Raw genomic sequence first — 14,387 nt, forward strand, 5'->3', positions numbered from 1 at the left:
CATTAGTTATTCCCCGGTATCACTGATAGCCTGCGCGACCTGCTGATTTATCAACAGTGATTAACTAGATCAACAATAGCTGTTCGTTTTTTAACAGTTTGCACGAGTTAACTTATGGATTTCCAGGTTGCATACATAGTCGCCGGTTTGGTGGTGGGCTTTATTGTGGGTATGACCGGCGTGGGCGGCGGCTCATTGATGACCCCGATACTTCTGTATTTCGGCGTCAGCCCGGCCAATGCCGTGGGTACCGACTTGCTCTATGCCGCTATCACCAAAGCCGGTGGTATTCACGTCCATCACAAAAAGAAAAATATCGATTGGAAAATTACCGGTGAGTTGGCGCTGGGCAGCTTGCCAGCAGCGGCCATCACCCTCTGGGTGTTGCTTTCCATCAGTGTTGATACCGAGACGCTCAACAAAGTGATCAAAGTCACTCTGGGTTATGCCCTGCTATTGACGGCAATAGCGATTTTATTCAAACGAAAAATTTTTGATTACAGCCAGAAAAATAATTCGTGGATTACGCGAATGAATCGCCGCCAGCAAATGATTGCCACCGTCTTTACCGGTGTAATTTTGGGCGCGGTCGTAACCATTACGTCCATTGGTGCCGGCGCGTTGGGCACAGTCGCATTATTTATGCTCTACCCCTTGCTGCCCACTGTGCGCTTAGTGGGTACTGAAATCGCTCACGCGGTTCCACTTACGTTGGTTGCCGGCATGGGGCACGCCGGACTTGGAAATGTCGACTGGCACTTACTCGTCAATTTATTGATAGGATCCCTGCCGGGCATATATGCAGGCAGCCATTTAGCCAATCGCGTTGCCGACCATTACTTGCGTCCTGCTCTCGCCATTATGTTGGCCTTCGTTGGGACAAAATTAGTGTTCTAGTTAAGGCTCTCCTGTTATTTCCACACTGCTGATTTCTCGTGCAAGCCCGAAACATATCGCTATGCTTCGGGCTTTTTTATCAACAAATCACTTCAAAAATGGTTTTCACGCCACAAATTCGCGCGAAAAATTCGGGGTTAGTTTTATAGTTCAAAAAAACAAAACCGAAATAAAAAAACATTCACATCAATAAATCAACTAAGCGACACCATTCTTTTTTAGGTGACATTATTTTCAATACGGCTGGAAAAAAGGCAGATCTTTAACAGCCTTCGCCTAGAGTATCAGGCGGTCTCCTTTGGAAGAGATATAAAAGGATAATTACTGAGACCATTAACATTTAATGATCACCTTTCAAGGATTTTATTGATGAATAAAAAAATAATGGGCTTATCGCTCTTATGCGTGTTATCCGCAGCACCTCTTTCACCTATTCACGCACAAACAGGTGTTAGCAATGCCTGGACAGCCTGGCTGGATAGAGATGAACCATCAGGACAAGGCGATGCTGAAGTACTCCCAGCATTCCTGACGGAAACTCCCAACTCGGTGTGTACCACCCCCAGTGCTATTGAAGCGCGCATCAGAGGTACAACTAATGTGTTTACGCCTGGCATGACACTGCCACAAACCATGCGTACATTCGAACCGACAAAAGGCCTGCAGTGTTACAACGTCGATCAGCGGTCAGGAAGCTGCGCGGATTACGAAGTACGTTTTTTATGTGCTGCACCGACGCTCGGCCAAACCAAAGCTGTGCTGGAAAAAATGGAGGTATTCAAACTCCAGGCTCCAGTGAGCCAAGGCAACGCGATCGCCCAAGCTACATTCAAACTCGACGCCGCGATGGAAGCATTGAACGGACGCTTTTCGTTTGATATGGAAGGTGTAATTACTGCATTTAACGATCGAGCCGAAGGCGCCGATGAAAAGTCCGGAGACGGCATTTTTAGTGCGTTCATTACCATGAACTTCACCGACATTACCGACACCCAAACGGCCTTCAATAACAAACTTCGCACCGTGACCAACCCCATAGTTCGCGAATTTGCCGGACGCTCGGTTGTTACTACCAAGACGTTTGCAGCTACCTCCAGCTCAGCCTCTACTGTTCTGATCAGGGGAATGGCCACTACCGCAGCCCCGGAACCACTGCCGGCACCAACCCCGCCCGCTCTGGTACTCGCCGAAAATGCCTTGGTTATTAATGATAAAGCCGTGGTTGCCAATGCTGGATTGACATTTGATATGTGCAACACGGATGGTACTGGCAACTCAAATCCCAATGCAGCCTGGTCATTTAAAACGTTGCTTTCAAATCTCAATAATGAGCTGACATCTGGCATTACCGATCAACAGTTTATTAACGAATGGTTGCGTAACTGGATGGTTGATAGCTTTGCTAACGACACAACTATCTTGGCCCGTACTGGTATCAAAGGCTTTTTCCCGGGGTGGGATGGAGTGAATGCCCAGACGCTTAATCTGGATCAACTTCCTTTCCGGCTGTTGGCAATCGTCAACCGTATTGATCTAGCAACCATCCCTGCTTATGGCGCTTCTACCGCGAACAAACCAGGCGAGATTCGCTTCGTATTTGGTTTAGTCCAACGCAATGGAAGCCAGTGTTCAGCCGCTCCGATGACTGCAATTTTTGAGTATCGCGATGCAACTTCAAGCTGTTCAGGGCTGAAAGACTTGGCGAACAAGTGGTTGAATCTCGACAGTATTGGGGTGCAATTCGGAAGAAACAGCGCAAATTATCGCGATGCGTTAAAAGCCATTACAGATACCGTAACTGCACCCAACGCCAACAAGCTGAACCAACTGCGCACCAATGACATCGCCTTTGGCTCTCCATGGCAGCTACGCGAGTTTGTCATCAGCGGCGGAAAGCTTTCCCCTACGACTATCAAACAAACGCCAAATCCAGTTCAGTTCCAGGCGACGACTGCCCCTGGTGCAGCCACCACAAAGGATTACTTGCAGCAAAACGCAAATGGCATTCTGTGCGAAAATTACACAGTACCGGAGACGATTGGAACACAGCGCTTCCTTGGTGCAAGTACCGACTACGGCTTTAGCACTACCTGGCCGATCACTCCCGATGTCGTGCCAGCAAGCTTCCCCACGTGTTACAAATCGTCTGTTACTAACACCAATGGAACCACTCTCGATACGCGAATCAAAAGCGAAGTTCGGCATAAATTCGCGTTAAATACCTGCGACGCCTGCCACAGCGGTGAAACACGCACCGGATTTGTACACATTGATTGGGCAACTCGCGGTCTGTCAGGTTTCATGACAGGTATCAATGTTACCGATCCCGTCAATTCGCTGCTAACAAGACAATTTAATGACTTGGCTCGCCGCAATCAGGCGCTAGTAGGCACTGCTGCGACGTCTTGCACCACGGATCCGCGGATACTGCGTAGCTTCAGGGCCCAGCAAGCCCGCTTGCGATTTATCCACTAAAACTGGGTTACTCGTAGCAGAAATGGTACGGGTATTTAAAAAAATGGCGGCTCACAAAGCCGCCATTTTTTCTCACTCGTAAATCACGCGTTAGCATAAGCCACGAAACCAAGCTCGGAAGGTCTTACCCCTGCGCAGGTAGGTCCGTAGTAATAACTAAGGTAGGTCAGTAGTAATAACTAAAGAAGTACTTTATTTACTGCGTTTGCAACCCTGGCGCCGAGCGCCGTGAAGTCGTCATCTAACTGCATTCCCGCCTCCAATTGCGTTACAAGACGGGACAGCTGACGAGTTAATATATCTAAAATTTCTTTTTCCTGGGCTTCGGTTAGCCCCATGGAAAAAAATGCTTTCTCTACGTCAATACCCAATTCCCCAATCAAGACAATCACATCTTCACGATGTTCAATTTGACGAGTCCGCAAATCCGTTAAGGTTTCAGACAGGCTCTCCATAACCTCATTAATAAGTTGCTGCTGTCTGCCGGCCTGTCGTTGTTGAATTAAAAAATAATTTAATTTTGCATTTACCCCCCTCCAAAATAATTTGCAAATTATCTTGAAGCGCTCCGCGTTTCACCTCGTCGGCAGGCATATTTTTTATCAGTAACACACAGTGACGCTGCACCAGAAGAAATTTATTGCCGATGTTGGTTAGTGATTGATCGCTGCCATGCATACGTTCAATCAACTCCAACTCAAGCATCGAACTGATTTCATGCGTGGCGTTACATTCGAGGATATCGCCCGCCTTAAAGTAAGCGACTGCATTTAAACCATAATTGCTCAAGGCTTCTAGCAAGCCAGACATCAATTGGGCGGAGGTTTCGTTTGCAAGGCTGCTGCGCAAGAAATTCACAACCACGCCAAGTGCGCCAGTTTCGCTCAGCACCGTCATTACCAAATCGTTGGCATTTTTCGCTTCGGCCCGCAATTGCAATCGCTGTTCGCGCAGACGCTGTGCGTGGGCCAGCTTGGTTTTCAATACAGAAGAACTATAGGGCTTCACCAAATAGTCTGAACCTCCCACGGCAAGGCCGCGTGCAATCTCCTCGGTAGAATTGTTTGATGACAGAAATATCACGTCTATATCGACCAGCGCTGGGTCACTCTTAATCACTTCGCACGCTTCATAACCATTCATTCCTGGCATATTAATATCCAGCAATATGATGTCTGGCCGCTCCGAATCCGCCAGTAGCTGCAACGCCTCTTCAGCGTTTAACGCCGCCGTTACGGCAAATTCTCCCTGCAAATCCTCAAGCAACATATGAATAAGCTCGGGGGAGTCATCAACAATCATCACACGTATCATCGGGTCATTACTGGTCATTCCGAGACTCCTCTTCCGATAGTAGATTCACACACTGTGCGCGACATTGTTCGATAAGAATCCGCATATCCGCGCGACGAAATTGATCAAATGCCGAGTTAAGTTGCTGGACTATCGGCTCTAGAAAAGTGCTCGTTACCAATTGGGTAAGTTGGGCGAGCGACTGCTTTACCAGTCCCAAGTTAACCGTCAAATTTTTTTCAATAACATCCAGCAAGTCACCTATTTGGCGTATTGCAGTAAATTCAAGTGATGTACTTTGTGCGGGTTCTTCGCGCGCTTCACTCCGTGAAAATAATTCCACTGACGCTCGCAGTTCTCGCAACGCAAAATAATATTCCTGGAACATTGCCAATGAAGGTTCCAGGTGCTCTTTGATCGACTGCTCGATAGCCGCCGCTGCCGCCGCCAAACGTGTTGCGCCCAGGGTGGCGCCCGTCCCTTTTATTTTATGCGCTCGCTGCCGAAGACTTTCCAAATTCCCTTCAGCCAACAGGGTGGCCATCTCATCCTCGGAACCTTCCTGAGAGGTGATGGCCCCCCGAATTAGTTTGCGCAGCAACGGCCAGTTGCCGCCAGAGCGCGCCAGAGCGCCAGCTATATCCAGCCCTGGGTACGCATGCCCTTCAGGTACCTCGGTGGCAAATTGCCCGGAATCGGCGACCGGCGCAGACACCGCGACGGATTCTGACAGCCCCATGGTAATAGCTTCCGCCGAGCTGGAAGTAACGACAGACAAGTAACGGCGCAAAACATCAAATAACTGGTCGGGTTCCACGGGCTTGGTAAGATGGTCTTGCATGCCGGCTGCTACACTTTTTTCGCGATCCTCCTCAAAGGCGTGCGCAGTCATCGCCACCACCGGAACGCGCCCGCGCGCGTCTTGCAATGCGCGAATCCGACGAGTTGCGGTAAGGCCATCCATGATTGGCATTTGTACATCCATCAACACAAAGTCGGGTGGGTCGGAATCAAAAACTGCCAGTGCCAGCTCGCCGTTTTCCGCCCAGGAAAGTCGCAAACCACTTTCCTCAAGCAAACTGGCTATGACCTGATAATTTGTATTGTTGTCATCAACCACCAGCAAATGTTGCCCATTGAACAAGGGCCGTTCAGTAGCGCGAGATGCCTCGTCAATACCTCGACCGGAAATACAGCCGACTAACGAGTGTAAAATCAAAGGCTGAAATAAATAGCCATCAACACGAAACGAAAAGCTGGCGTTTGCACCGGACATTTCAAGTGCGATCAGTTTTAAATCACGGCAGCGGCGCTTGCATTCCATCAACTCGGCTGAATTGATACGGGACGCCAGACGACCATCCAGAATTAGCCAGGGTGCCGCGACTTGCTGCAAGACATCCCAATTCAGATGATGCCAATCGCTGACGACCTGACTTTCCACTAAGCCAAGTAACGGGAGGCTCGCACGCAAATGCTCCGACAACTGCGCTCCTTGTACAACCAATGCCACACGAATGTCCGGGCGATTGCTCAGGCAGTTTCGCAATTCAGTCGGCGCCAATAATTCCGCGGGAAATCGCACGCAAAAACTGGAGCCTCGTCCCACCTCGCTCGTTAACGAGATGCTTCCACCCATGGCATCGACAATTTTTTTGCAAATCGACAACCCCAATCCAGAGCCACCATAATTACGGGTAATTGATAAATCCGCCTGCACGAAAGGGGTGAAAATGGAATCCAAATACTCCGCCGCAATACCTATACCGGTATCGCGAACCAGAATTTCGACGAGAGAATCCTCGCGGTACGCAAGGCTTACCGCAACAAAGCCCTGGTGCGTAAACTTTACGGCGTTGCCAACCAGGTTACATACCAATTGCTTGACCCGGAGGTCATCCGACTCGACCAACGCAGGGAAATCCGGAGCGATATCACACACGAACTCCAAGCCGCGCCGCTCGGCCTCCAGCGCAAATGATGGCATCACGCCGACGAGCGCCAGGGCGAGGTCAGTGGCAACCGGGGCAAGTTGTACTTCACCGGATTCAAAACGCGCGACGTCGAGCAAATCATTGATCAAAGCAAGCAGAAGTTGACCGGAATGGAGGGCGGTATTCAGTAAGTGTTGTTGACGATCTACATCGGAGACCTGGCTCGCCGCACGCAGCATCCCCAGCACTCCGTTCAGAGGGGTGCGCATTTCGTGGCTCATGTTCGCCAGAAATTGACTCTTAGCCCTTGAATTTGCCAAGGCCTGGTCCCGCGCAATTTCCAACTCGCGAGTTCGCTCAAGAACCTGCGCTTCGCGCTCATCTACCAACTTGCGCAATTCATTATTGAGCGCAAACAACTCGCGACTTTTGCTTTCCAGAAGTTCTTCAGCGGCACATCGGGCAGTCCGCTCGCGCTCAAGCCGATTATTCAACCGATCAAGTTCATCGCCCGGCACGATTGTCACCCCAAGCGGGTAATGGTAAATATAACTTGGTTTAAGGGCGTAGAAACTGCAACGCGGTCGATCTGCAGTTGCTCATTGAAGTGGTTGGCGCAACCTTCGATCAATCCCTCAGCCAAGTCCGGCAAATTGCGAGAGGATTCGTAGGTAAGTTGCAGCCGACTTTCATCAATATCGTGGTAATAGAAAACGGGCAACTCAGCGTCGGGGTAAAGTTTTTTACCTCGACATGAATGTGTCTATCAACTTCGCGCAGCACGTCAAACGTGGTTGTTGCCTCGGCAAAAAATACCGGAAACTTTTTTACAAACGACTTAGCGAGAAAATTCCCAAATGCTTTCACTAGCACCGGCACCGGCAGATCGAAACGCCGGGACAGTTCCAACACATAGGCTAATAGCTCGCTAAGGTCGTAGGTTCCAACACTGGTGTAGGCTCCTCCTGATGGTGGGTTAGTGGCGTCAATAAGGTCGTCGACCATATCCATGCCCCAGCTCTGCTCCACCATACTCATAAATTCGGTGAACACTATTCCTTTCATTGCCATCACTCATCGTTGCGGAAATGATTAAAGCTTAGTCAATTGAATTCACTTTGAAGGCACATTTTTATCATCCGGGCGTTTAAAAAATCTTAACCCGCTTTTTCCGGCGGCGGCGCAACGCGCAATACCTCTTCCATCGTCGTTAATCCCGCCGCAATTTTTTGCGCCCCGGATAAACGTAAGGTTCGCATGCCTTCTTTCATTGCCTGACGGCGCATATCCTGCAAATTACAATCGGGCGTGACTCGCTCTTTTAGCGATTCCGACATCACCAGAATTTCATATAAACCCTGCCGGCCCATATAACCTGTATTACGACACTCCAAACATCCCACCGGGCGATAGACTTTAGCCGGCACCTGCACCTTCCAGGGCGCGACCAACTCCTGCCAATCTGCCTGGCTAATTTGCCCCTCTTCTTTGCAATGCGGGCACAAAGTGCGTACCAGCCGCTGCGCCATAACCCCGAGCAAGGTTGCATTGATTAAATACGAGGGAATTCCCAAATCCAATAAACGTGCAACGGTGGAAGGAGCGTCATTGGTGTGAACCGTCGACAACACCAAGTGCCCGGTCAACGCGGCCTGAACGGCCATCTGCGCCGTTTCCAGATCGCGAATTTCGCCCACCATAATAATGTCCGGATCTTGCCGCATCAGGCTGCGGATACCGGCAGCAAAGTCCAGCCCGATTTTGTGATGCACCTGGGTTTGGTTAAAGCGCTCTTCCACCATCTCGATCGGATCTTCTATGGTGCTGACATTGACTTCATCGGTGGCGACTTGTCGTAGTGACGAGTAAAGCGTGGTGGTTTTACCGGAACCGGTGGGGCCGGTTACCAGCAAAATCCCGTTGGGACGATTAAGCATGGTATTCCAGCGCGCGTAGTCATCGCCGACCAAACCCAAATCGCTGAAGCTGCGCTGCAATACTTCCGGATCGAATATCCGCATCACCAGTTTTTCGCCGAACGCGGTGGGTAAGGTAGACATACGCAATTCGATTTCACTGCCGTCGCTGCGCCGGGTTTTGATACGCCCATCTTGCGGCTTGCGCTTCTCGGCGATGTCCATTCGCGCCAACACTTTGAAGCGGCTGGTGACGGCGGTAGCAACATTGGCCGGCAATTCATACACGTAATGGAGTACGCCATCGATACGAAAGCGAATGCGCCCCACATCACGGCGCGGTTCTATGTGGATATCGCTCGCACGCTGGTCATAAGCGTACTGCAGCAACCAGTCCACAATCTTGACGATATGCTGATCATTAGCGTCAGGATCACTCGCCTTACCCAGTTCGACCAGCTGCTCGAAGTTGGTAATCGCCGACGAGGAAGTCGCCCCACTGGCACCGGACACCGAGCGCGCCAGTGTGTAGAACTCCACCATAAAGCGTTCGATATCGGCCGGGTTGGCAACAACACGCTTAACCGTACGGCGCGCCACGTGCTCCACTTGTGGCTCCCATCCCGCCATAAATGGTTGGGTACAAGCCACCAGCACATGATCCTGGTTGACTTGTACACATAAAATTCCATGGCGTTTGGCGAAGGCGTAGCTGATTACCTCGGTACATTTGGCCACGTCGATTTTCATCGGATCTATATGGAACAGCGGCAGACGCGCCTTGGTGGCGAGCCACTCGGTAAGGGTTTCACCATCCAGGGTTTTACCGGGGCGCTGGACATCATCCAAATTCTGGGTGGCGATATAGGCGAGCGGATGCATGATGGCTTGCTCGCGCGTGCGCGATGCACCCAGCAGCACATTGGCATCCATTTGCTTCATGCGACCATCCGCCACCAGATCGCTAATTAATCCGCGTAAATCGAGAACCCTATCCAGCACCTGCGCCATTATTCTTTAACCCTGTTAGTGTTATATCTGCAGAGGATTGTAGCGGTTGCGAAGAAGAGCGTCTGCCTGTGCCATCACTTGCTCGCATTTTAGCGGCCGCTATCTATTATCTATGGGCCAGCCACTACCCGCAGAAGAATGCATCACTGTCACAAAAATGTCACAAACCAAGGTGACCTGATCGGGTGATCTTTCTATACTGCGCACACTTTTTATCCGGAGGGATTTTCATGCCGTTTGCCAACCTGTCGAATTTGTTTGGCCGCTCACCGATTAAGCCGATCCAGGAGCATATGGCACTGGCGGTAAAGGGCGCGGCCGAGCTGGTGCATTTCTTTGAAGCGATTACCAGCGATGACTGGGAGCGCGCGCGCGCGCTGCAGGAAATGGTGGTGAAGTATGAAAACGAAGCCGATGAAATAAAAAAGCAACTGCGCCTGCATCTGCCCAAAAGCCTATTCCTGCCGGTGCCGCGCACTGACCTGCTGGAACTACTCACCATGCAAGATCGCATCGCCAACCGCGCGAAGGACATTGTGGGCATCATCATGGGGCGGCGTATGAGCATCCCCACCATTATGCGCCCGCAGATGAATGAGTTTGTACGCGCGAGTGTCGCCGCTGCCGAGCAGGCGCTGGTGGCCATTAACGAACTCGACGAACTCTTGGAAACGGGTTTTAGCGGCCGCGAATTGGCCGTAGTAGAAAACATGATTAAAGAGTTGGATGAACTGGAAGAAAAGGCCGACAAGCTTGAAATCGGCGTGCGTACCTCGCTCTTCGCGCTGGAAGCGCAATTACCACCGGTGGATGTAATGTTCCTCTACAACACCATTGATTGGGTCGGTGACATTTCCAACCGCGCCCACGATGTCGGCGGTCGTTTGCAACTGCTACTGGCCCGCTAGTTTCCAGGAATATACCCATGACCCTTTTAGCAGAACACAGTCAGACACTGTTGATCCTCGCCTGTGTCTTCGGTTTATTTATGGCCTGGGGCATTGGCGCCAACGATGTCTCCAATGCCATGGGCACCTCAGTGGGCGCTCGCGCACTCACCATGAAGCAAGCAATTTTGGTGGCGATGGTTTTCGAGTTTGCCGGCGCCTATCTGGCCGGCGGCGAGGTGACCGAAACCATCCGCAGCGGAATCGTCGAACTGGACGTAATGACCAGTCACCCGGATTTGTTTATCTACGGCATGCTCTCTTCACTGCTGGCAGCCGGCACCTGGTTAATGATCGCGAGTATCCTTGGCTGGCCGGTGTCCACCACTCACTCGATTGTGGGTGCAATTATCGGTTTCGCCGCCGTGGGGATCTCCGCCGATGCGGTGCAATGGAGCCAGGTCTGGGGAATTGTTGGCAGTTGGGTCATTACACCCGTGATCGCCGGCGTCATCTCATTCTGGATTTTCCGCTCAGTGCAGCGACTCATCCTTAGCACCGACGATCCCTTTACTAATGCCAAGCACTACATTCCTTTCTACATGTTTGCCGTGGGATTTTTCCTTTCAATGGTGACAATTTTGAAGGGACTTAAATATGTACTTCAGGCTCATGATGTGCAATTCAGTTTTATCGAAGCCATGTTTGTTGCCACCTTGATTGGGATACTGGTAGCCGGAATTGGAGTATATATGCTCAGCCGCATTACCCCGGATCCGGCGGCCGACAAAGCCAACCGCTTTGCCAGTGTGGAAAAAGTATTCGGGGTGTTAATGATATTTACCGCCTGCTCCATGGCCTTTGCTCACGGCTCCAATGATGTCGCCAACGCAGTAGGTCCAATGGCCGCCGTAATCAGCGTACTGGATGTGGGCGCCATCGAAGCCAAGGCACAAGTACCCTCGTGGGTTTTATTACTAGGCGCGCTGGGCATAGTAGCGGGCCTTGCCACCTACGGCTACAAAGTGATGATCACCATCGGCAAAAAAATTACCGAGCTAACCCCCAGCCGCGGATTTGCCGCCGAGATGTCTGCCGCTGCAACGGTAGTAATTGCTTCAGGTCTAGGCTTACCAATTTCCACCACCCACACCCTGGTAGGTGCAGTATTGGGCGTGGGCTTGGCACGCGGTATAGGTGCGCTAAATATCGGGGTTATTGGCGGTATTTTTGCGTCTTGGTTAATTACCCTGCCCGCCGGTGCCGGTTTGTCGATTTTGTTTTTCTACTTTTTCAAAGGCCTGTTTGGCTGATCAATAACACTCAACTTAAAACCGGACTAACCCAAGCCCGGTTTTTTAATATCTGTCGATAGCCTTCGCTTGCATTTTTGCAGTCAATGATCGATAACACCTCATCCATAGCAAGGTGTTATCCATGAGTTTTGATTCCAAAGGTTATATCAACCATCTCCAGCAATTGGTGGCCATACCCTCGGTTAGCTGCGGCCTGCCCGAATGGGACATGTCTAACCAAAAGGTTATCGACTATCTCGCCAACGTGTTCGGCGACTTGGGCTTTAATACGCGTGTGCTGCCACTGGGCGAATCCGGCAAAGCCAATCTGATTGCTAGCCTCGGTACCGGTGATGGTGGTTTGGTATTGGCGGGCCACAGCGATACCGTTCCCTACGACGCGAACCGCTGGCAATCCGATCCATTCCAACTCAACGAGCGCGATGGCAAGTTGTACGGTCTGGGCGCTACCGATATGAAGGGGTTTTTCCCCGTGATTATGGCGGCGGTAAAACCCTATCTGGATAAACCCTTCAAGCATCCATTGATCGTGTTAGCCACCGCCGATGAAGAGAGCAGCATGAGCGGTGCTCGCGCGCTCGCGCAGGAAGGTATTGCGGGATTCAAACCACGCTACGCCGTTATCGGTGAACCCACCGGGCTGGTTCCCATCCGCGCCCATAAAGGCATCATGATGGAAGCCATTCGTGTGCGCGGCAAGAGCGGCCATTCATCTAACCCGGCGCTGGGTAACAATGCGCTCGAAGCTATGAATCAGGTGATGAGTTCACTGCTGCAACTGCGCAGCGAATTGCAATTAAAATACCGCGACCCCGGTTTCGCCGTGCAAACCCCCACATTGAATTTAGGTTGTATTCACGGCGGTGACGGCGCCAACCGAATTTGCGGCGAGTGCGAATTGCATTTTGATTTACGGTTATTGCCTGGGATGGATAACGACGACTTGCGCGCAACTATCCACCAGCGCTTGCAACCTATTGCAGAAATCAGTGGAACCGATATTGTTTTTTCATCGCTATTTGATGGCGTTGACCCATTCGGCGAAGCCGAAAATGCCGAGCTGGTAAAAGTTTGCGAAGAGTTGACTGGCAATCGCGCCGATACGGTCGCATTCGCCACTGAAGCGCCGTTTATGCAACAGCTGGGAATGCAGACGCTAATCCTCGGCCCGGGTTCCATTAATCAGGCCCATCAACCCGATGAATTTATTCCACTCGACCAGATCGAACCAGCGATCAACATTGTGCGACGATTGATTGAAAAATATTGTTTGTAACTTTTTACAATACCTAAACAGCGTTTTTCAGTTATACATTAATTTTGAGAACATCAAAGTGCCAGCCAACACCCAAGACTACGTTAAATGGTTCCGCCACTCGACGCCTTATATCAACAGACACAGCGACAAAACCTTTGTGTTGATGCTGCCGGGCGAAGCCATCACACACACTAACTTCCACAATATCGTGCACGACATTGCATTGCTGTGCAGTTTGGATGTGCGCCTGGTTCTCGTGCACGGCGCACGTCCACAAATTGATGCGCGCCTTCAGGAAGCAGATACCTACAGCAACTTCCATAAAAATTTGCGCATTACAGATTCGGAAAGTTTACATCTGGTTATTCAAGCCATTGGTGAAGCGCGCACTATTGTGGAAGCGGCGCTGTCCACAAGTTTGCCCAACTCCCCGATGCACGATGCGGACATGCAAGTCATTAGCGGCAACTTCGTCGTCGCCATGCCGCACGGTGTAATCGACGGTATAGACCTGCAACACACCGGCAAAGTGCGCAAAGTGCACACAAAATCGTTAAATGCTGCGCTGGATTCCGGTGCGGTAGTGTTGCTCTCACCTCTCGCTTATTCACCAACAGGTGAAATTTTCAATTTGTCATTTAGCGATGTGGCGACTCATGTTGCTACCGCGATAAAAGCGGATAAATTTCTCGCCTTTGTTGAAGGCAATGGCATTACCGATGAAGAGGGCACTTTAATTCGTCAATTATCGTTGCTCGAATGCAAAAACTATTTGAATGACAATGGCGAAGAAATCAGTTTCGATTTACAACAGGCCATTAGCGCCAGTTATTTAAGCTGCCTGCAAGGCGTACCACGTGCACAATTGGTGAGCTACAGCACTGACGGTGCCCTGCTCACCGAATTATTTACGCGCGACGGATTGGGCACCATGATTTACTCGGGCCACTACGAGCAATTGCGCCCGGCCACCATTGATGATGTCGGCGGCATTCTCGACTTGATTCGCCCACTGGAGGAACAAGGCATTCTCGTGCGGCGCTCGCGTGAATTATTGGAAACTGAAATTAATAAATTTCACGTAATGGAAAAAGATGGCGCTATTATCGCCTGCGCTGCCCTTTATCCCTACGGGAAAATGGCAGAACTATCCTGTGTTGCAACCCACCCTGAATATCGCAACGGCGGGCGCGCCGCGCAATTATTGCAGCAAATTGAAAAACAGGCGCTCAAGCAAAAAATCAAACAATTATTTTTACTGACGACGCAGACGGCGCATTGGTTTATCGAGCAGGGTTTTGTGCAGGGCAAGCTGGATGATTTACCCGTACAGAGACAGCTGCTCTACAACTATCAGCGCAACTCCAAAATATTTATTAAATCACTCGTGTAGTTTTTCA

At 50.7% G+C, this 14,387-nt stretch carries 10 protein-coding genes and 1 pseudogene; 6 read left to right on the plus strand and 5 right to left on the minus strand.

What is annotated here, in order from left to right:
• Window positions 1–114: 114 nt before the first annotated feature.
• A complete protein-coding gene (locus D0C16_RS14125; protein ID WP_151032941.1) occupies window positions 115–897 on the plus strand; it encodes a sulfite exporter TauE/SafE family protein in 783 nt (260 codons plus the stop codon).
• A gap of 369 nt (window positions 898–1,266) precedes the next feature.
• Window positions 1,267–3,372, plus strand: a complete 2,106-nt coding sequence (locus D0C16_RS14130) for a hypothetical protein (RefSeq protein ID WP_151032942.1) — start codon at window positions 1,267–1,269, stop codon at window positions 3,370–3,372.
• A gap of 179 nt (window positions 3,373–3,551) precedes the next feature.
• On the opposite strand, the gene D0C16_RS14135 is transcribed toward D0C16_RS14130, so the two are convergent.
• From D0C16_RS14135 to D0C16_RS14160, 5 genes and pseudogenes are all read right to left on the minus strand, one after another.
• Window positions 3,552–3,827, minus strand: a complete 276-nt coding sequence (locus D0C16_RS14135) for a hypothetical protein (RefSeq protein WP_151032943.1) — start codon at window positions 3,825–3,827, stop codon at window positions 3,552–3,554.
• A 7-nt stretch (window positions 3,828–3,834) separates the two neighbouring features.
• Complete coding sequence (locus D0C16_RS14140) at window positions 3,835–4,704, minus strand: response regulator (RefSeq protein WP_151032944.1); 870 nt, start codon at window positions 4,702–4,704, stop codon at window positions 3,835–3,837.
• Window positions 4,694–7,117: an ATP-binding protein gene (locus D0C16_RS14145; protein WP_151032945.1), complete on the minus strand. Its 2,424-nt coding sequence runs from the start codon at window positions 7,115–7,117 to the stop codon at window positions 4,694–4,696. The genes D0C16_RS14140 and D0C16_RS14145 overlap by 11 nt, the downstream gene beginning before the upstream one ends.
• A 5-nt stretch (window positions 7,118–7,122) precedes the next feature.
• Window positions 7,123–7,670, minus strand: a pseudogene (locus D0C16_RS14155) (heme NO-binding domain-containing protein).
• Window positions 7,671–7,756: 86 nt separating this feature from the next.
• Window positions 7,757–9,526: a GspE/PulE family protein gene (locus D0C16_RS14160; protein WP_191968494.1), complete on the minus strand. Its 1,770-nt coding sequence runs from the start codon at window positions 9,524–9,526 to the stop codon at window positions 7,757–7,759.
• Between the two features lie 230 nt (window positions 9,527–9,756).
• Here D0C16_RS14160 and D0C16_RS14165 point away from each other — a divergent pair, with 230 nt between their 5' ends.
• The 4 genes from D0C16_RS14165 to argA all read left to right on the plus strand — a co-directional run bounded on the left by D0C16_RS14165 (window position 9,757) and on the right by argA (window position 14,380).
• On the plus strand, window positions 9,757–10,434 hold the full coding sequence (locus D0C16_RS14165) for a TIGR00153 family protein (protein WP_151032949.1): 678 nt from the start codon (window positions 9,757–9,759) through the stop codon (window positions 10,432–10,434).
• A 17-nt stretch (window positions 10,435–10,451) separates the two neighbouring features.
• Window positions 10,452–11,726: an inorganic phosphate transporter gene (locus D0C16_RS14170; protein ID WP_151032950.1), complete on the plus strand. Its 1,275-nt coding sequence runs from the start codon at window positions 10,452–10,454 to the stop codon at window positions 11,724–11,726.
• Window positions 11,727–11,850: 124 nt separating this feature from the next.
• The gene (gene argE / locus D0C16_RS14175) at window positions 11,851–13,005 is read left to right on the plus strand and encodes an acetylornithine deacetylase (RefSeq protein WP_151032951.1); all 1,155 of its coding nucleotides are present in this window, start codon (window positions 11,851–11,853) and stop codon (window positions 13,003–13,005) included.
• Window positions 13,006–13,063: 58 nt separating this feature from the next.
• Window positions 13,064–14,380 carry an amino-acid N-acetyltransferase gene (gene argA, locus D0C16_RS14180; protein WP_151032952.1) on the plus strand — a complete coding sequence of 439 codons (1,317 nt, stop codon included), beginning with the start codon at window positions 13,064–13,066 and terminating at the stop codon, window positions 14,378–14,380.
• The last annotated feature ends 7 nt before the right edge of the window (window positions 14,381–14,387 follow it).

This window comes from Cellvibrio sp. KY-GH-1 (assembly GCF_008806975.1).
Taxonomy (GTDB): Bacteria; Pseudomonadota; Gammaproteobacteria; order Pseudomonadales; family Cellvibrionaceae; genus Cellvibrio.

Excerpts from the sequence above, each read along its gene's own strand:
- argE (WP_151032951.1), top strand. The coding sequence starts at position 11,851 with ATGAGTTTTGATTCCAAAGGTTATATCAACCATCTCCAGCAATTGGTG.
- D0C16_RS14135 (WP_151032943.1), bottom strand. The coding sequence starts at position 3,827 with ATGGAGAGCCTGTCTGAAACCTTAACGGATTTGCGGACTCGTCAAATT.
- D0C16_RS14170 (WP_151032950.1), top strand. The coding sequence starts at position 10,452 with ATGACCCTTTTAGCAGAACACAGTCAGACACTGTTGATCCTCGCCTGT.
- D0C16_RS14140 (WP_151032944.1), bottom strand. The coding sequence starts at position 4,704 with ATGACCAGTAATGACCCGATGATACGTGTGATGATTGTTGATGACTCC.
- D0C16_RS14165 (WP_151032949.1), top strand. The coding sequence starts at position 9,757 with ATGCCGTTTGCCAACCTGTCGAATTTGTTTGGCCGCTCACCGATTAAG.
- D0C16_RS14130 (WP_151032942.1), top strand. The coding sequence starts at position 1,267 with ATGAATAAAAAAATAATGGGCTTATCGCTCTTATGCGTGTTATCCGCA.
- D0C16_RS14160 (WP_191968494.1), bottom strand. The coding sequence starts at position 9,526 with ATGGCGCAGGTGCTGGATAGGGTTCTCGATTTACGCGGATTAATTAGC.
- D0C16_RS14125 (WP_151032941.1), top strand. The coding sequence starts at position 115 with ATGGATTTCCAGGTTGCATACATAGTCGCCGGTTTGGTGGTGGGCTTT.